This window comes from Pseudomonas paraversuta, from assembly GCF_904063065.1.
GTDB classification, from domain to species: Bacteria; Pseudomonadota; Gammaproteobacteria; order Pseudomonadales; family Pseudomonadaceae; genus Aquipseudomonas; species Aquipseudomonas paraversuta.
In genome coordinates this window covers 398,901-417,291 of sequence record NZ_CAJFCL010000004.1, presented here as the reverse complement: position 1 = coordinate 417,291, position 18,391 = coordinate 398,901, and the positions used below count along the sequence as shown (strand labels likewise).

Genomic DNA, 18,391 nt, shown 5'->3' with positions numbered 1-18,391 from the left:
TGGGGTCAGAAGTCCCAGCGCGTGGTCAGCATGAAGTTGCGCGGTTCACCATAAATCGCAGAGTTATAGAACCCGATGTTGGTGTAGTAATACTTGTCGAAAACGTTGTTGACGTTGAGGGTGGTCGACAGGTTTTCAGTGAATTGATAACGGGTCATCAGATCCACCACCCAGTAGGGTTTCTGCGAAAAATCTTCGTATCTGTCCTTGGGGCTGTTGTACATCTCTTGCCAGGCAGTGCTCTGCCAGCGTGCGCCACCGCCCACCGAGACTTTGTTCAGGTCGCCCTTGAGTTTGTAGATGGTGTAGAAGCTCAGTTGATCCTCGGGTTCAAAGGTCGAAATCTTTTTACCGCTGTCATCGCGCACCACCTTGTGGGTGTACCCGGCCTGCAGGCTCCAGCCAGGGCTCAGCTCTCCGGATATTTCCAGCTCGTAGCCCTTGGTTCTCGCGGCTGTGCCCTTGAAGGCGTAGTTGGGCGGAGTGGGTGACAGGTTGTTCCAGGCATCGTCGGGGATGGGGCGATTGCTTTCCTTGACCTCGAAATACGCCAGGCTGGCATTCAGGCGGCCATCGAAAAACTCGCTCTTGAGCCCGACTTCATAGTTCTCGCCCTGGTCCGGGTCAAGCATCTTGCTGTGGCGGTCCAGGTTGTAGAACTCCTGGGGCATGAACACATCGGTGTAGCTGGCATACGCGGTCAGGAAGTCGGTGAGGTCGTAGGTGAGGCCTGCGTAGGGAATCAGGCGCCCCGACTCGCGGTAAGTGTTGGTGGTGCCCGTCAGTGTGTAGTCGACTACCCGCCCGCCCACAAAGAGTTTCAGCTCATCGGTAAGGTTAAGGCGCGTGGTCGCGTATATGCCCGTCTGGCGCACGGTGTCATCGCTGATTTGCGACGCATTGCCCCAGTCGGGTTTGGCCAGGTGCCCGTTCCAGTTGAAGTAATCGACAATGTTCGGCGTGCCGAATGTCACGTCCCAGTAACCTTTGCCTTTCCAGTTCGCGGTACTGATCGAGCCGCCCAGCACCAGTTCGTGTTCACGGCCCAGAAATTCGTAGGGGCCGCTGACATACAGATCGGCTGCGTCGCTGGTGGTTTCGCCCTTGTAACGTTGGGCGTTGATTTTGGCGGTGCCGTCAGCCGCGGGCTGGTCGAACTGGATGGCTCCCAACTGCGCATCGTAGCCATTGAGCTTGTGGTCCAGCTGCAACTTGCCTACCCAGCCACTGCCCAGATCCTGTTCCAGGGTGGCGAAGACGGTGCGGGTGTATTGCTGCCAGCTGCTCCAGTCGGTGGCGTTGCTGAAGGAACGCTTGGCACTGTTGATCTCACCCGCATAGTTGTAGAGCGGAAAGCTGCCTGACCAGGTCGAACCCTGGGGTTTATTGTCTTGGTAGTCGGCGCCCACGGTCAGCAATGTGTCGGGCGACAGGTCGACTTCGAGGATGCCGTAGAACACCGAGCTCTGATTCGAGTAGCGGTCGATATACGACTGTCGGTCCTGATAGGCCGCCACTGCGCGCCCGCGCACATTACCGGATTCAGTCAAGGGGCCACTGACGTCCGCTTCAATGCGGTAATTGTTCCAGGAGCCTGCTCCCGTGGTGATATGGCCGTGAAAATCGCTGGTCGGCTTCTTGCGTACCAGGTTGATGGTGCCACCCAGCGAACCTGCTCCGCTGAGCAGGCCTGAAGCGCCCTTGAGCACCTCGATACGGTCATAGATCGCCATGTCGCTCAGGGTGTTGCCCGCTGAATAGGCGACGTTGCGCACGGCAGAGGGAATGCCGTCGTACTGGAAGTTGTTGATCGAAAAACCGCGGGAGTAGTAGTTGGTGCGGTCAGTGTCGTAGGCCGATACGGTAATGCCCGGTGTGTGGCGCATCACGTCGTCGACATTGTCGAGCGCGAAGTCATCCATGTGCTGACGGGTGATCACGCTGATCGATTGCGGCGTCTCCCGGGGCTTGAGCACCATGCGGGTGGCGGTGGCGATGTAGCCCGGCGTGTAAGAACCGGTGCCTTCGGTAACAGTGCCCAGCTGGTTGGTGGAAACTTGAGTCGCCCCCAGTTCCAGTGCCGTTTCAGGGCTGCCGGCGACCAGTACATAGCCTCCGTTACTCTGGCGCTCTGCTTGCAACCCGCTGTTGGCGAGCAACCGTTGCAGGCCTTCATCGACGCTGTATTGGCCCTGCAGGCCGGCGCTATTGAGGTGGCCGGTCTGTTTGGGATCGAACGAAATCGTGACCCCCGCCTGTATGCCAAATTGGGTAAGGGCGCTACCCAGCGGGCCGGCGCTGATCTGGTACGTCGCCTGGCTCTGGGCACAAACCCGGGTGGGCACCAGCGCCAGGCCGGACAGGCTGGCAAGGGTTACGCCAAACACCGCCAGGCGAACAGCGCGGGTTATTTTAGTTGTGGGGGTGGGGGCGAGCAGGGGCATTCGGGGATCCTTGCGTTGTCATGTCAGAAACTCGCTGCGATCGCGGCTTATGTCATTGACGGATGAGAATCGAAATCAGCAAGGTTAACCGTCCAGTCATTTGTCGCCGGGCTTATGCCGGTTCGATACTTGCCCAGTAGCGGGTCAGGTAGCGAACCTTCACCGGCAGGGTTTTGCTCAGGTTATCCAGCACTGTTTGCGTGTCATCGAGACGAAAAGCGCCTGATATGTTCAAGTTCTGCACCCCTGGCGCACAGCGCACAACACCCGGCCGATAGCGGTCCAGCTCCTCGATAAAGTCGCCCAGGCGCCAGTTGTCGACACTCAGCATGCCTTGTACCCACGCGGTCGAGCCGGCGGGTAAAAGGTGAATGTCATCCACCGCATCGCGGTCAAACGAGACTTGCTGGCCTGCCTCCAGCCGCACGACCCGATCGGGATGCCGGTTTGCACAGACCTGTACCGCGGCTTGCAGCACCCCGACTCGCGTGCGCCCGGCCAATTGGCGGACGCTGAACCGGGTGCCAAGTGCCCGCACGCGCCCTTCGCCGGTATCCACGATGAATGGACGCCGTGCGGGGTCCCTGGCGGTCTCGATCAGAATTTCGCCACGCAACAGCTGGATAAGCCGTTGCTCTGCGTCGAAGCGGATATCCAGCGCCGTGTCCGCGTTCAGCTGCAGTTGCGAGCCATCTTCCAGTTGCAGTGAGCGACGTTCGCCCAAGCCCGTGCGTTGCTGAGCCAGCATCGGGCGGTAGGGCAATTGTTCAACGGCCAGCCATGAACAGGCGCCGGTGGCCAGCAGCAGGCCAAGTATTTTCAATACATCGCGGCGTTGCGTACTGGCTGCACCGAGGCTGGACAAGGCTGCCCGGCGGGGTATCAGGGCCCATTGCTGCTGGAGCTTCTCGACCCGGGCCCAGGCTGCCGCGTTCTGTGGACCGGATTGCATCCACACTTGCCAGGCACGGATCCTGGCTTCGCTGAGTTCACCGTCATTGAGCTGCACGTACCACGTGGCGGCAGCCTCAAGTGTTTTCAGGTCCAGGCTAACGCTCATCAGTTATCAACCAGCAACAGGCACCGGGTCATGGCGCGAATCAAATGATTTTTCACCGTCGTGACCGACACACCGAACCGTTCGGCCGCGGCTACATAGGTCAATCCCTCAAGCTGGACCGCGAGGAAAATCTCCCGGGTACGGGCACCCAGTTCATCGAGCAGGCGATCGATGGAGACCAGCATTTCGATGATCGACAAACGGATCTCTGGTGAAACATCCATGGGCTCCGGCCTTTGCGACAGCGCGTGAAGGTAAGCCTGCTCAATGGTGCGCCGGCGAGATTTATCAATCAAAAGTGAACGTGCGATGGCACACAGGTAGCCTCGTGGTTCGCGAATCGGGGCCGCGTTACGAGCGGTCATGACCCGCAGGAACGTATCCTGAGCCAGATCAGAGGCGTCGGCAGCATTGCCTAAGCGCACGCGCAACCAGCCCTTCAACCAACTGTTGTGGTCGTTGTACAACTGATGAAGAGCTGAGCGATCGAGCGCCGACATGAGAATGCCACCAGTGAGTAAATGGTAATCGATCGCATTGTCGTGATGGCACGCTGTTTATGCAAGGGCGTTTTTGACGGGATGGATCGGGTCGCTGTGTGGCGGCGCTTGCAGACAGCGGCCCGGCGTCCTTCGATTCAGGACGGGCGCCATGATGCGCGAGCCCGGCGCGCGGGTCAGAGTGGTGGCGATGACTGCCGCGCACATTCTTTGAGCCAGTTCATAAACACCAGCAAGCGCTTGGGGAGGGTGCTGAGGGGAGGGTGAACCAGATAATAATCGTAGTGGCCGCACACGCTGAAGTCGGCGAAGGGCAGCACCAGTTCGCCACGATCAACGCGTTTTTGGACCAGCTGCTGGCGGCCGATGGCGATGCCGGCGTGGTTCATGGCTGCGGTCACGCTCAGGTCGGAGCGATCGAAGGTCAGGGTTCGCTTGGGCAGGGCTGCGAGCATGTTGTGTTGTTCGGCCCACAACGTCCACTCGGCATCGAAGGCGGCATGATCCCAGGCCAGGGAGTCGTGCAGGGTCGTGCAGTGTCTCAAGTTCTCCGGGCTTTGCAGCAGGCCGTGGCGTTGCGCGTATTGCGGGCTGCATACCGGGGCCAGACGTTCCTGCATCAGGCGGTGACTGGTCAGGCCGGGAAATTCACCGTTGGCGTAATACAGGGCCAGATCAATTTTGCGGGTGCGGAAGTCGACATTGTCATTGCCCACCCGCAGATCCAGTGAGACCAGCGGGTAACGCTCGACGAAATCGGCCAGTCTGGGCACCAGCCAGCATTGGGCGACCGAAGGCCGGACATAAAGCGCAATGGAGCCGGCAATTTCTGCCTGTGACGATTGTTCAAGGGCCTCGGACAGTTCGCCCATCGCGTTCTGCAGTATTTCGAAGATGCGTTCGCCTTCGTCGGTCAGACTGACCTGGCGGGTCAGGCGCTGGAACAGCTTCATGTTCAGGGCTGTTTCCAGCCGGCTGATACGGTGGCTGACGGCACTGGCGGTCAGGCACAGTTCCTCTGCGGCGCGGGCGAAGCTCAGATGGCGTGCGGCAACCAGAAACGTATGCAAATTGGCGAACTGGCTGCTGTTGAGTCTGGAACTGATGCGGGGCGGAAGGTTGAGCACGGCTGTTTCCCCTCAAGCCAAAAGACCGGTAAGGCTTGCCGGATGTGGCAATGGGTGCATTTTGCCACATCCGGTCCAGCCTTTGAGTCAGCGGGCAGGATCAGCCCCTGGCGAGCAATTCACGGCCCTTGCCCAGATAAGCGTCCATCTCGTCGCCAGGCACCATGTTGCCGCCCGTAGCCCAGATCAAGTGAGTGGCGTTGGCCATGGCATGGGCGTCCAGGCCTGCGCGGGCCAGGTAGCCCTGCTGATCGGCCTGCACCCTGGCAATCCCGGGTACGCCGGCGAGCGCGGAGGGCTCAAGGCGCAGACCTTCGCTGCGCTCCATCAGTGCCAGCAGGCTGTACATTTCTTCATCGCTGACGGTGTAAAAGCCATCAAGCAGGCGCTGCATGGCCTTGCCCACAAAGCCGGAAGCGCGGCCAACCGCCAGGCCGTCTGCAGCGGTTACGTTATCAATGCCGAAGTCTTGCACGCTTACTTCATCGTGCAGGCCGGTATAGACGCCCAGCATCATGCAGGGTGAATGGGTGGGTTCGGCGAAGATGCAGTGCACGGCATCACCGAACGCCAGCTTCAGGCCGAAAGCCACACCACCCGGTGCGCCGCCCACGCCACAGGGCAAATACACAAACAGCGGATGTTGCGCATCCACGGTAATTTGCGCTGCTGCCAATTGTTGCTTCAGACGCTCGGCGGCGACGGCGTAACCCAGAAACAGATTGACCGAGTTTTCATCGTCGACGAAATGGCAGGCCGGGTCGGCCTCTGCCTGTTCACGGCCCTGGGCCACGGCCACGCTGTAATCGCTGGCGTATTCGATGACGGTTACGCCGTGAGCGCGCAATTTGTCTTTCTTCCATTGGCGGGCATCGGCCGACATGTGCACGGTGACCTGGAAGCCCAGGGCTGCGCCCATGATCCCGATCGACATGCCGAGGTTTCCGGTGGAGCCGACGGCTATTTTGTACTGCCCGAAAAACGCCCGGGCCTTGTCGCTGTGCAGCACCGCGTAGTCGTCTTCGAGGGTCAGGAAATTCTCGGCCAGTGCCAGATCTTCGGCATGCTTGAGCACTTCATAGATCCCGCCGCGCGCCTTGATCGAACCCGAGATGGGCAGATGGCTGTCGCGCTTGAGCCACAGCGAGCCCGTCAATACCTGGTTGTAGCGCTCGCCGAGCAGTTGCTGCAGATGGCTCACCGGCACAATGTCCGACTCGATAATCCCGCCACTGCTGGCCGTTTCCGGGAACGCCTGGCGCAGGTAAGAAGCAAATCGCGTGAGCCGGGCGCTGGCATCGGCGACATCGGCTTCGGTCAGTCCCACATCGCCAATGGCCTGGGCGACCGGGGCCACGCCGGGATTGAACCAGGTGGTTTCTTGCAGCGCGACCAGATCGCGAATCAGAGGGTAGCTGGCACACCAGCTTTCAAGGTTTTTTCCCAAAATCATGACGTGGTCCCTTTAAACAATAAGGCTGAAAAATTCGGGTTGGATCAAACAAAGTGCGACAGCACCAGGGTCAGGCCCAGTGCGATCAACGAGGCCAGTACCGTGGCAGTGGTAAATATCTTCAGTGCGTCGGTCAGCGAGACCCCCAGGTACTCCTTGACCACCCAGAAGGCCGAGTCCGTGACATGGGTCCAGCCCATGGCACCGGCGCCGATGGCTACGCAGATGATTTCCTTGCTCACCGTGGGATGGGCACCGAGCATGGGCAGGATCATGCCCGCCGCACTGATCATGGCCACCGTTGCCGAACCGACGGCGAAGTGCATCAGGCCGGCCACCAGCCATGCCAGAACGATGGGGTTCATATTCAATTGGGTCAGGGTGGCGGACAGTGCGTCACCCACGCCGCTGTCCACCAGAATGCCGTTGAAGGCCCCGCCGGCACCGATGATCAGCAGAATGCTGGCCAGAGGCGGGAAGCTCTTCTGGGTGTGAGCCAGCAGATCAGCCATGCTCAGCCCGCGGCGCAAGCCCAGCGACCAATAGGCAAACACCACGGCAATGGACAGGGCGATCAGGGGAGTGCCCAGAAATGAAATAACGCTGAATGCCATGGAGTCGTGGGGCAGCCCGGCAGCGAAGGTTTTCCCCACCATCAACAGCAGGGGCAACATAATGGTCAGCAGGGTCAGGCCAAGGCCTGGCAGCTCCCGGGTTTTGCTGTCATCGCAGTGTTCGTTCAAAAACGCTTCCTGAGAGTCCGGCGCATCGCGCTTGCAGACCAGCTTGACCCACAGCGGTCCGGCGATCATGGCGGTCGGCAGGGCGACAATCAGGCCATAGATAATCACTTTGCCGACATCGGCACCCAGCAACCCGGTAATTGCCATCGCGGCCGGGTGGGGCGGCAACATGCAATGCACGGCCATCAGCGACACGGCCAGGGGCACGCCCAGGTACAAAAGATTGATTCTGGTTTCTTTCGCGACCACATAGATCAACGGAATCAACAGAACAAAACCCACTTCAAAGAACACCGGGATGCCGGCTATGAATCCTACGAGCATCATGGCCCAGGAGGCGCGCTCCTTACCCAGGGCCTTGAGCAGTGTCTGAGCGATGCGCTCGGCGCCGCCTGACTCTTCCAGCATCTTGCCGAGAATCCCGCCCAGACCAATGATGGTTGCCAGAAACCCGAGCGTGCCGCCGACACCTTTTTCATAGGAAGCAGCCATTTGCGTCAGCGGCATGCCTGAACCAATACCCACCACAAAGCTGGCGGCAGTCAGGGCCAGAAAGGCGTGGACGCGGACTTTGACGATCAGAAAAACAATCAGAGCAATGGCACAAAACAACACCAGCAATAGAGTGGTAGCACTGTGCATGGAATCTCCTGGAAGCGCTTTTATTGTTGAAATCAGTGATCGGAGTCACTTTGCTTCCAGCAATTAGAAGTTACATCTCAGGGGGCTGACAAAGGATGGATCCTCAAGGGACAGATGACGTGGGGTCATCTATGAGACCCCGGATAACGGTTTGAATCTGGAGTCGCTGACGCCTCAGGACTGCCGGTCAATATCGCGGCGAAGCACCACTGCGGTGGTGATGTCTTCAACGGATTCATGGCTGGCGACTGCATCCCGCACCCGGTTCAGATCATCAATGGTGCGTGACTCGACCTCAATCACCAGGTCGAGCTGACCGCTGACCGAAGAGATGCGTCGCACCTGGGAGTTTTGTGCAAGCAGGTCAAGCAGGCCCATTGCAGGCGTGCGCTTGAGGCACACCAGGAGGATTGCGCGAATCACGTTGGCATCGATTTCGCCGATATCGGCCCGGTAGCCTCTGATCACCCCGTTGCGTTCAAGGTTGATGACCCGCTCGCTGGTAGCACTTCTTGAAAGACCGATTCTCGCTGCCAGGGCCTTCAGGGCAATTCGAGCCTCTTTAGAAAGAATTTCGAGTATTTCGCGATCTTTCGTGTCCAGCTCGCGCATTGGAACTCCCCGATTCTGCTACCGAATTTGTGCCGGTTGATTCCGGCAATATGCAGGCCAAAGCCGACCGCATACCTACTGTCCTGCAAGGTTTCGCATGCCAAGCTATCTGAAAAAAATGGCCTGGAAAACAATTACCATGACTAATCTTTCCCATCCCGCCCCCCGGTTCTCGATGGCTGATGCCGAAAAGCTCGGCGAGCAGCTTTTCAACGTTACAGGTACGGCTGCGCCTCTGGACGGCGAGCGCGACCGCAACTACCGGTTGCAGACAGGAACCGGTGCGGGATGGATTCTGAAAGTGGTCAACTCGACTGAACCGCGAGTCGAAAGCGAGTTTCAGGCCGCCATTCTCAGCCACCTCGCCAGCTACAGCCCTGAACTCACCGTGCCTTCACTCAAGAAAAGCCTGACAGGTGACTTTCTGGCCTCTGTAGTGGCGCCCTCCGGTGAAACCCATGCAGTGCGCATGGTTAGCTGGTTGCACGGTACGCCCCTGGCCGAGGTTCCGCGCACGTTCGAATTGATGCGCAGCCTGGGCCAATCGTTCGGTGATATAGACCGGGCCCTTCAAGGCTTCATCCATCCCGGCGCGGTACGGGATCTGGACTGGGATCTGCGTCACGCCGCACGTTCGCGTTCACGCCTGCACTTCATCAAGGACCCTGCCAGAAGAGCCATTCTGGAACGCTTCATCGATCGTTTTGAACACTCCGTGCAACCCCGGCTTGCGCGTCTGCGCACCCAGGTCATTCACAACGACGGTAATGACTGGAACATCCTGGTCGATCCGCAGAACCCGCAGAAGGTCTCAGGCATCATCGACTTTGGCGATGCGGTCCATACCATTCTGATTGCCGAAGTCGCCATCACCTGCGCGTATTCCATTCTCGACATGGAAGATCCGGTCGGCGCAGCAGCTGCCCTGACTGCCGGTTTCCATGAGAAGTACCCGCTGCAACCGCAAGAGCTTGATGTTCTCTTCAATCTGATTGCCATGCGCCTGGTGACAAGCGTCACCTTGTCGGCTTTGCGGTGCGGCCAGACCGAGGACAATCCCTACCTGGCCATCAGCGAAGCGCCGGCCTGGCGCCTTCTGGAGCGAATGGACCGGATGAACCCGCGCCTGGCGACGGCGATCCTGCGCAAAGCCTGCGGGTTTGATGCGATCGAGGGCGCCGGTGCGGTTCGCCGCTGGATGGGCGAAAACAGCAAATCCTTCGCGGATATCGTGCATCCGTCTGCGGCGACCATGAACAAGGCCATTGCGCCGTTTGCAGATGCATCCCACGTGATGACCATCGCTTCTGCCGAGCAGCGTCCTGCAGAGGCCGCCAGGTGGTGGAATGAATTTTCTGCCGGGCATAAGGTGCCGCTGGGCATCGGGCCATGGGGCGAGGCCAGAACCATCTATACCGACACGGCGTTCGAATCGCGGTTCATTGAAGGGCAGCGTCGGATCATTCACGTTGGTGTCGACTTGCTCATGCCCGCGGGGACGCCTCTGTATACCCCTGTTGCCGGGGTGGTGCGCAGCGTCGAAGTCGAGGGCGACCCGCTGGGCTACGGTGGTTTGATCATGCTCGAGCATTCGCCAGAAGCCTGTCCGCCATTCCTGACGCTGTGGGGGCACATGGCCCATGAAGCGCTGGCGCGGCTCAAGCCCGGTGATCGCCTGGAGGCGGGTGCGCTTGTGGGGTATATGGGCACGGATGCGGAAAATGGTGGCTGGATCCCCCATGTGCATTTTCAGATGTCCACTGACACCGGGTTGCAAGCCAGCGAGTTCATCGGCGTAGGTGAGCGGGCTTATCTTGAGGTCTGGGCTGACGTGTTCCCCGACCCGTCGACGCTCGCCGGCATTCCTCCGGAAACCTACAGCCAGGACGGGCGCAGCAAGGCCGAGATTGTGGCGAAGCGTAAAGAGTTGCTGCTGCCTAACTTGTCGATTTCGTATTCAGATCCGATCAAGTTCGTACGCGGGGACGGGGTCTGGTTGATAGATAACTTCGGCAGGGCCTACCTGGATTGCTTCAATAACGTCTGCCATCTCGGCCATTCCCATCCGGATGTGGTGCAAGCGCTGTCGCAACAAGCCGCCCGGCTCAATACCAATACCCGTTACCTGCACGACAATATTGTGGAGTATGCAGAGCGGCTCACCGCTACGTTACCCGCAGGTCTGGCGGTTGCTTCCTTCGGTTGTTCAGGCAGTGAAGCCAACAGCCTGATGCTCCGTATGGCGCGCAATCACACGGGTCGCAACGATGCGATTGTGCTGGACTGGGCTTACCACGGCACGACCCAGGAACTGATCGACCTCAGCCCTTACAAGTACAAGCGCAAAGCCGGCAAGGGCCGTGCAGAGCATGTGTTTGAGGCGGTTGTACCGGATGCGTACCGTGCTGCGGCTGACTGGCCGTTCGAGGAGCTGGGCAAACGTTTCGCTGAAAGCGTGGCGGACCAGATCGAGATCATGCGCAAGCAGGGCAGAGCCCCGGCGTTCTTTTTGGCGGAGTCCATTCCCAGCGTCGCCGGGCAACTGTTCTTCCCGGAAAACTACCTCAAAGAAGTCTATGCCATGGTGCGTGCAGAGGGTGGTCTGTGCCTGGCTGACGAAGTCCAGGTCGGCTTTGGTCGGGTCGGCAGCCACTGGTGGGCGTTTGAAACCCAGGGTGTGGTTCCCGATGCAGTCTCCATGGGCAAACCCATTGGCAACGGGCATCCCATGTCGGCGGTGGTGACCACCCGTGAAATTGCCGACAGCTTCAACAACGGCATGGAGTACTTCAATACCTTTGCCGGCAGCCCGGTTTCATGCGCCATAGGGCTCTCGGTGCTGGATGTGATCGAGCGCGATAACTTGAAGCTCAACGCACTGACCATGGGTAACTATCTGCTCGATGGCTTTCGCAAGCTGCAGCTACGCTACGAGGCCATAGGCGATGTGCGCGGCCAGGGGCTGTTCCTCGGCATCGAACTGGTCACGGATCGAAAAACCAGGGTTCCCGCCACCGCGCTGGCCAGGAAGGTCGCCGACGGTGCCCGGGAGCGAGGCATTTTGATCGGTACGGAAGGCCCCCATGACAATGTTCTGAAAATGCGCCCGGCGATGATTTTCAGTCAGACCAATGCTGATTTTCTGCTTGAGGTTCTGGACGAAAGCTTTAAGGCTGCACTTGAGTAAATCCTCGGCCGACATTGTGTCGGCCAACTCCGGCAATGTGTCAGTCAGGCTGACACCTTGCAGGGTGCTTTGCGCAATGACCTATGCAAAGCTTTGGTGAAGGCTGGGTGAGTAATCCCAAGAAAAATAAAAAACAATTCTTCCAAGGTGCCTCCAATGCTAACTACAAAGCTCAAGCAATTGATTGCCGCGTCCACAGTTGCGGCTGCGGCCCTGTTTTGCACGTCAGCTGTTCAGGCCGATGATTTGGCGTCGGTCCAGGACTCCAAAGAAATCCGTATCGCGATGAGCGGCCAATACTCTCCCTTCAGCTTTGCCAACGAGCAGAACCAGATTGTCGGCTTCGATGCCTCCATCAGCGAGGCCCTGGCCGAGCGCCTGGGGGTAAAGGTGAAGATTATTACCACGCCGTTCGACGGGATAATTGCCGGTCTGCTGGCGAAAAAATATGACGCCATTATCGCCTCCATGACCATTACCCCGGAACGCCAGAGGGCCGTGGATTTCGTGGGGCCTTATTACCATGCGGGCCGCACGATCGTGGTGAAGGATGACTCTTCGATCACAAGCCTTGATGACCTTAAAGATGTGGTGGTTGGCGTCACGCTCGGGGATGCCCACGATAAATGGGCCAGGGCGCGCGGCAACCTGAAGGTGCGAGCCTATAAAGGTCTGCCCGAAATGCTGGTCGATCTGGATGCCGGGCGTATCGATGCGATAGTGATGGACAGCGTTCCGGTGCTGGTCGCAGTCAAGGAAACCGGGCAGAAGGTGCGCATCATTACGCCACCGCAGAGCGATGGCGGGATTGAAGGCATGGGCATTGCACTGCGCAAAAATAACCCCGAGCTCAAGGCGGCGCTGCAGGGCGCGCTTGCAGACATGCTCGCCGATGGTACTTACGAAAAGATCTCGATGCAGTGGATTGGCAAAGATATCCGCTGATTCGGCGTTAGCCTGGCCCGACTCGTCGTCGGGCCAGTCATCTGACTTTTCTGAGCGTGCCCATGGATTTGACTCTCATACAGCGCACATTTCCGTTTTTCCTGGAGGCGGCCTGGATTACGGTGCAAATCTCCGTGCTCGCACTGTTGCTTGGTTTTCTGGTGGCCATCGTGCTGGTGGCTGCGCGGTTATCCACAGTCCTCATATTTCGCTGGCTGGCAAGGCTCTACATCAGTGTTTTTCGTGGCACCCCCTGCCTGGTTCAGCTGTTCATCATCTACTTCGGCGGCCCGCAGATCGGAATTGAACTGGAGCCGTTTGCCGCAGGTGTCATAGGTTTGGGCCTGAACATCGCCGCTTATATGGCGGAATCCATTCGTGGCGCCATCTCCAACGTGGACCCTGGCCAGGAAGAGGCTGCACGTTCAATTGGTTTCGGGCGCAGCCAGACGTTATGGTTCATCACCCTGCCACAAGCTGCAAAGTTAATGATCCGGCCGCTGGGGGTTAACGCTGTCGCACTGATTAAAGGGTCTGCACTGGTGTCGACGATCTCTGTGGTTGAACTTTCATATACGGCGCAACGCTTTATCAGTTCAACCTACAAGCCATTCGAAATCTTTATGGTGTCGGCACTGCTTTATATTGTGATGGTCTACTCGGTCAGATTTATTGTGGATTATCTCGACAATCGCTTCGCGGCAAGGTGAGAGCATTCATATGCAAAGCCTGGATCTGAGTATCGTTACACCCTATTCCGAGATGCTGGCGATGGGGCTGTGGTGGACGCTAATAATGTTTGTAACGTCCAGCGTAGTAAGTCTGCTGGCCGGGATCGCCTTTGCCCTGATCGTTCTTTATGCCCCCAAAGTTGTGGCATTGCCCGTGCGTTTTATGACGTGGCTGCTCATGGGCACGCCACTGCTTTTGCAGTTGTACGTGATTTATTATGGTCTGGTGCAAGTGGGCATCGATATTCCTGCACCGGTGGCCGGGATCATTGGCCTTAGCCTGCACTTCGCTGTCTACAATGCCGACGTGATACGTGCCGGCGTGGTCTCGGTTGACCCCGGTCAGATTGAAGGTGCCCGTTCTATCGGTCTCAGCCGTGGACAGACCCAGTGTTACGTCATAGTGCCGCAAGCACTGCGCAGGACCCTTGCGCCGCTGGGAAATAATCTGATTGTCCTGTTAAAGGACACTTCACTGGTGTCAATGATCGGGATTGCAGAGCTGGTATACAGCGCGCAACTGGCAGTCAGCGAAACTTATAGCCCGTTCGAGTTTTATCTGACTGTGGCGGTTATCTATTACGCGGCCAATCTTGTTCTCGAAGCCGGCCTGCATCTTCTCGAAAAGAAAGTAGAGATGTCACGATGATCAATAATACATATATGGTTGAGGTCAAGGGTGCCCGTAAGGCATATGGAGCACTAGAAGTACTCAAGGGCATAGATCTTTGTGTCGCTCGCGGGCAAATCATCGCCATCATCGGCCCCAGTGGATCTGGCAAAAGCACTCTGCTGCGCTCCATCAATCACCTGGAAGTGCTGAATGATGGCGAGGTCTGGTTAGATGGAGAACAAGTTAACCGGCCATTGAAAGGCCGTGCCTATGAACAGCATATAAATGCCGTGCGTCAGCAAATGGGCATGGTCTTCCAGCACTTCAATTTATTTCCGCATTTGACCGTATATGAAAACATTGCGCTGGGCCCGCTAAAGCTCAAGGGGCTGACGAAAAAAGCCGCGCGTGAACTGGCGCTGGAATATTTGGCAAAAGTCGGACTGGCCGACAAATTTGATGAATATCCCTCCCGCCTCTCTGGCGGACAGAAACAGCGGGTTGCCATCGCAAGGGCGCTGGCAATGCAGCCCAAAGTCATGTTGTTCGATGAGGCCACATCGGCGCTGGACCCCGAGCTGGTCGAAGAGGTCAACCTGGTCATGAAGCAGCTCGCCGCGGAGAACATGACCATGTTGATCGTCACCCATGAAATGCGTTTTGCAGGCGAAGTTGCAGACCGGATTATCTTTATGGACGGCGGGGTTGTGGTCGAGGAAGGGGCGCCGGGCGAGATCCTGCAAAACCCGGTTCAGGAGCGAACCCGGTCGTTCCTGAAAAAGCATCTGCACAATAGCTAGCGGTTAACGGGCATCCTTTTAGCGCCAGGCCCGGAACCCCAAAACGAAAAAACCCGCCAGAAGGCGGGTTTTTCGGTGGTTTCAAAGACTGTGTTGGCTGTCTTTGTAACCTTGTATGGTGCCGGCACCAAGAGTCGAACTCGGGACCTACTGATTACAAGTCAGTTGCTCTACCAACTGAGCTATACCGGCGTTATGGGCGACGAGTATACCCGGATGTTTTTAGTTGTAAACCCCTGATAACTGACTATTTTTACGCGCGCGTCAGCGGACCCGAAAAAACGAACTTCCACACCTGGTGTTTTTCATATCTACACAGGGCTGATGAGGGAGCGCGTCATGACTGAAGTGATCACCGCCAAAGATCTGGGCATCAGGTTGCAGGCCAGCGATGAGACCGCCCTGTTCAAATGGTTCGTTGCCAGTTTTTTGATGGGCAAGCGAATACAGGCACCGATTGCCGCCAGGGCTTATCAGGTTCTGGTCGAAGAGCACGGCTGTGACTCGGCCCGGCGTCTGGCGCAGCTTTCCCATCGGGAACTGGTGTCGATTCTCGGTAAGGCACATTACGTGCGTTACGACGAAACTACCGCCACCCGTCTGTCTGCCCTGGCCAGGAAACTGCTCGATGAATATGACGGCAAATTCGCCGCCCTCTGTAGTACCGGTAAAGATCGCCACACCTTTGAACGTCGCTTGCTGGAATTCGACGGTGTGGGGCCTAAGACTGTGGAAATCTTTATGCGCGATGCCGCTGTGGTGTTGTTTTGAACCGCATCTTCGTGGGCTGCGCCGGATGGAGCATCGGGCGTGAATACTGGCCACGTTTTGCCAGTGACGGTACGCATTTGCAGCGTTACGCCGGGCGCTTTTCGGCCACCGAAATCAACAGTTCATTTTACCGGCCCCACCGTGCGCAGACTTACCAGCGGTGGGCTGACAGCGTAGGGCCGGACTTCCGATTCTCGGTCAAATTAGCCAAATCGATCACCCATGATCGGCGCTTGCAGAGCTGCGAAGAGGAGCTGGACAGTTTTTTTGCGCAATGCACGCAGTTGGGCGATCGCCTGGGCTGTGTGTTGGTGCAATTACCGCCCGGGTTGATGTATGAACCGCAGATTGCACGGGCGTTTTTCCAGGAGGTGCGCCTTCGGTACAAGGGCTCATTGGTGCTGGAGCCGCGTAACGACTCGTGGCTGGCGGCCGATGAGTTGTTACAGACACTGCATATCGGCCGGATTGCCGCTGATCCGGCGGTATTAAGCACGGGCTTTCAAACGGGCGGGTGGCCTGGGGTGCAATATTGGCGCCTGCATGGCTCGCCGCGCATTTATCACAGTGAATATGGCGTAGCCCGACTCAGGGCGCTGGCAGAACAGGTGCTCATGGGCGCAGCGTCTACGACCGAGTACTGGTTCATTTTCGATAACACGGCCAGCGGTTTCGCCATCAACGACGCGCTGATCTTTCAAGCGCTTATGGACAACGCCGGGAACCCCAGCTCAAACAACGTTCCCTGCGCGTCGCTGCGTACCCGCACCTGTCCGTGATGCAACAACATGATCGAGCGCACGATCGCCAGCCCCAGCCCGCCGCTGTCACCGGGTTCTGCACGGGAGGGATCGACGCGGTAAAACCGGTCGAACAGTCTGTCCAGATGTTGCGGGTCGATGGGCGGGCCCTGGTTATGTACGCCAACCCAGCAATATTGGGCGTCATCACGGCGTTGCAAGGTGATGGTTGTCCCGGTTTCGGCATGGCGCACGGCATTGGCCAGCAAGTTACCCAGGGCCCGTTGCAGCAACTGCTGGTCGACGTTCAGCACCCCTGTCAGTGAGTTGTTCAGCTGTAACTGACGGTCTTCTGCCAAGGCTTCAAAGTAATCGCACAGCTCCTCGCCCACGGTCTGCAAGTCCAAGGTTTGCAGTTGCAGGGGCCGTTGGCCGTGATCGGCACGGGCCAGGAAAATCAGGTTTTCGACCATGCGGTTCAGCCGTTCGTACTCTTCGATATTCGACGCCAGCAGTTCCTGATACTCGTCCGGGCTGCGTGGCTGGTTCAGTGCCAGGCTGTTACTGCCCAGCAAGTTGTGCAGCGGCGTGCGAATTTCGTGGGCCAGGTCGGCAGAGAACTGTGACAGTCGGCCAAAGCTGTCTTCGAGGCGAACCAGCATTGCGTTAAGTGCCTGTACGGGCTCTTTCAGCTCTGCCGGAACATTGTCGGCGGGCATGCGTTGATCGAGGCTGCGGGGGGTGATGTCGCGCATGGCCTGCGCCAGTTCACGCAGAGGCACCAGACCGCGTCGCAACAGCAGCAAGCCAAGGCCGAAGGCGAGTACTGCACCAAAGCCTACCGCCATGTACAGACGCCCCCGGTAGCTGGCGAGCATTTGCTCACGCTCTTGCAGGCGTTTGCCGACGGTGACAATCAAGCGCTCGTCACCCGGGCCTTGTGCCACCCCTGTGAGCAAGGCGATGTTATCCACAGTCTGGATGTCAGACCGTAGCGGCGACGAATCCTGAGCAATGGGTGTCAGTTCGGGCAGTGCTTGCTGATGCGGATTGATGGCGATGACCCGATCCCCATCGCTACGTTTGACCAGCAACACACTGTCCAGATTGCCCAGCATGTTTTGATACAGGCGCGGACGCTCCTGCAGGGCTTCGAGGCTGTCGCTGTCGTGCAGCAGGGCCCGGACTTGCTCGAGACGACCGAGCAGTGCCTGATCGTCGCGAAAGGTCAGTTCCGAGGCCAGCGAGCGATACAGAAACACTCCGATCACACTCAGCACCAGAGCGCAGGTCAAGGCAATCGCCAGGGCCAGACGCCAGGCAATGGATCTATTCATCCGGGGCTTCGAGCTGGTAGCCGACACCGCGTACGGTGTGGATAAGTTTTGGCATGTACGGATCGTCGACCTTGGAGCGCAGGCGGCGTACGGCGACTTCAACCATGTTGGTGTCACTGTCGAAGTTGAGGTTCCAGACCTGGGAGGCGATCAAGGTGCGCGATAACACTTCACCCTGGCGGCTGGCCAGCAGGTGCAGCAATGCGAACTCCTTGTTGGTCAGGCTGATGCGTTGACCGCCACGGCTGACGCGCCGGCGCAGCACATCGATTTCGAGGTCGGCAATGGTGTAAGACTCGGCCTCGCGCAACGGCCCGCGACGCAGCAGGGTGCGCACCCGGGCCAGTAATTCGGCAAAGGCGAAGGGTTTGAGCAAGTAATCGTCGGCCCCCAGTTCCAGGCCGCGAACCCGGTCTTCGATGGCGTCCTTGGCGGTCAGAAACAGTACCGGGGTGGCGCCACGCTGACGGATCAACTGCAGCAGTTGCCAGCCGTTGAGCCCCGGCAGCATCACGTCCAGGATGATCAGGTCGTATTCCTGCTGCTCAACAAAATAGCGTCCGTCCAGCCCGTTCAGCGCCACATCTACCGCAAAGCCTGACTCGCCCAGGCCTTTGGCCAGGAAATCGGCCGTCTTGGCTTCATCTTCAACCAGTAACAAACGCATCGCACACCTCGATCAATCG

The 18,391-nt window shown here is 58.3% G+C and carries 16 protein-coding genes and 1 tRNA gene; 7 read left to right on the top strand and 10 right to left on the bottom strand.

The window, feature by feature from the left end:
• Positions 1 to 5: 5 nt before the first annotated feature.
• The 7 genes from JQ845_RS10755 to JQ845_RS10725 all read right to left on the bottom strand — a co-directional run bounded on the left by JQ845_RS10755 (position 6) and on the right by JQ845_RS10725 (position 8,581).
• A complete protein-coding gene (locus tag JQ845_RS10755) occupies positions 6 to 2,444 on the bottom strand; it encodes a TonB-dependent siderophore receptor (protein ID WP_203008975.1) in 2,439 nt (812 codons plus the stop codon).
• Between the two features lie 112 nt (positions 2,445 to 2,556).
• Complete coding sequence (locus JQ845_RS10750) at positions 2,557 to 3,504, bottom strand: FecR domain-containing protein (protein WP_203008974.1); 948 nt, start codon at positions 3,502 to 3,504, stop codon at positions 2,557 to 2,559.
• Entirely contained in the window at positions 3,504 to 4,004 is a 501-nt protein-coding gene (locus JQ845_RS10745) for a sigma-70 family RNA polymerase sigma factor (RefSeq protein ID WP_003438428.1), read from the bottom strand. Before JQ845_RS10745 ends, JQ845_RS10750 begins: the two co-directional genes overlap by 1 nt.
• Before the next feature lie 176 nt (positions 4,005 to 4,180).
• Positions 4,181 to 5,131 carry a DNA-binding transcriptional regulator DsdC gene (dsdC, locus tag JQ845_RS10740; protein WP_003438430.1) on the bottom strand — a complete coding sequence of 317 codons (951 nt, stop codon included), beginning with the start codon at positions 5,129 to 5,131 and terminating at the stop codon, positions 4,181 to 4,183.
• 100 nt (positions 5,132 to 5,231) lie between these two features.
• Positions 5,232 to 6,584, bottom strand: coding sequence for a D-serine ammonia-lyase (gene dsdA / locus JQ845_RS10735; protein WP_203008973.1), 1,353 nt, complete (start codon positions 6,582 to 6,584; stop codon positions 5,232 to 5,234).
• Between the two features lie 44 nt (positions 6,585 to 6,628).
• Entirely contained in the window at positions 6,629 to 7,969 is a 1,341-nt protein-coding gene (locus JQ845_RS10730; protein WP_203008972.1) for a GntT/GntP/DsdX family permease, read from the bottom strand.
• A 174-nt stretch (positions 7,970 to 8,143) separates the two neighbouring features.
• Positions 8,144 to 8,581: an Lrp/AsnC family transcriptional regulator gene (locus JQ845_RS10725; protein ID WP_003438435.1), complete on the bottom strand. Its 438-nt coding sequence runs from the start codon at positions 8,579 to 8,581 to the stop codon at positions 8,144 to 8,146.
• Positions 8,582 to 8,720: 139 nt separating this feature from the next.
• Between JQ845_RS10725 and JQ845_RS10720 the strand changes: the two genes are divergently transcribed.
• From JQ845_RS10720 to JQ845_RS10700, 5 genes are all read left to right on the top strand, one after another.
• Positions 8,721 to 11,768: an aminotransferase class III-fold pyridoxal phosphate-dependent enzyme gene (locus JQ845_RS10720; RefSeq protein ID WP_203008971.1), complete on the top strand. Its 3,048-nt coding sequence runs from the start codon at positions 8,721 to 8,723 to the stop codon at positions 11,766 to 11,768.
• A 156-nt stretch (positions 11,769 to 11,924) separates the two neighbouring features.
• Positions 11,925 to 12,713 carry an ABC transporter substrate-binding protein gene (locus JQ845_RS10715; RefSeq protein WP_127195672.1) on the top strand — a complete coding sequence of 263 codons (789 nt, stop codon included), beginning with the start codon at positions 11,925 to 11,927 and terminating at the stop codon, positions 12,711 to 12,713.
• 62 nt (positions 12,714 to 12,775) lie between these two features.
• A complete protein-coding gene (locus JQ845_RS10710) occupies positions 12,776 to 13,423 on the top strand; it encodes an amino acid ABC transporter permease (RefSeq protein ID WP_003438446.1) in 648 nt (215 codons plus the stop codon).
• Between the two features lie 10 nt (positions 13,424 to 13,433).
• Positions 13,434 to 14,093 (top strand): amino acid ABC transporter permease, encoded by a 660-nt coding sequence (locus tag JQ845_RS10705; RefSeq protein WP_010656847.1) that lies wholly within the window; start codon positions 13,434 to 13,436, stop codon positions 14,091 to 14,093.
• Positions 14,090 to 14,857 (top strand): amino acid ABC transporter ATP-binding protein, encoded by a 768-nt coding sequence (locus JQ845_RS10700; RefSeq protein ID WP_003438455.1) that lies wholly within the window; start codon positions 14,090 to 14,092, stop codon positions 14,855 to 14,857. Before JQ845_RS10705 ends, JQ845_RS10700 begins: the two co-directional genes overlap by 4 nt.
• A 116-nt stretch (positions 14,858 to 14,973) precedes the next feature.
• Here the strand turns inward: JQ845_RS10700 and JQ845_RS10695 are convergent.
• Positions 14,974 to 15,049, bottom strand: a tRNA-Thr gene (locus tag JQ845_RS10695).
• A 147-nt stretch (positions 15,050 to 15,196) separates the two neighbouring features.
• Between JQ845_RS10695 and JQ845_RS10690 the strand changes: the two genes are divergently transcribed.
• Positions 15,197 to 15,628: an HhH-GDP family DNA glycosylase gene (locus tag JQ845_RS10690; protein ID WP_203008970.1), complete on the top strand. Its 432-nt coding sequence runs from the start codon at positions 15,197 to 15,199 to the stop codon at positions 15,626 to 15,628.
• Positions 15,629 to 15,633: 5 nt separating this feature from the next.
• The gene (locus JQ845_RS10685; protein ID WP_203009002.1) at positions 15,634 to 16,407 is read left to right on the top strand and encodes a DUF72 domain-containing protein; all 774 of its coding nucleotides are present in this window, start codon (positions 15,634 to 15,636) and stop codon (positions 16,405 to 16,407) included.
• Here the strand turns inward: JQ845_RS10685 and JQ845_RS10680 are convergent.
• Together JQ845_RS10680 and JQ845_RS10675 are read right to left on the bottom strand one after the other, a co-directional pair.
• On the bottom strand, positions 16,326 to 17,705 hold the full coding sequence (locus JQ845_RS10680; protein WP_203008969.1) for a heavy metal sensor histidine kinase: 1,380 nt from the start codon (positions 17,703 to 17,705) through the stop codon (positions 16,326 to 16,328). The two genes, JQ845_RS10685 and JQ845_RS10680, sit on opposite strands and share 82 nt — an antisense overlap.
• A complete protein-coding gene (locus tag JQ845_RS10675; RefSeq protein ID WP_010656843.1) occupies positions 17,698 to 18,372 on the bottom strand; it encodes a heavy metal response regulator transcription factor in 675 nt (224 codons plus the stop codon). Before JQ845_RS10675 ends, JQ845_RS10680 begins: the two co-directional genes overlap by 8 nt.
• Positions 18,373 to 18,391 lie beyond the last annotated feature (19 nt).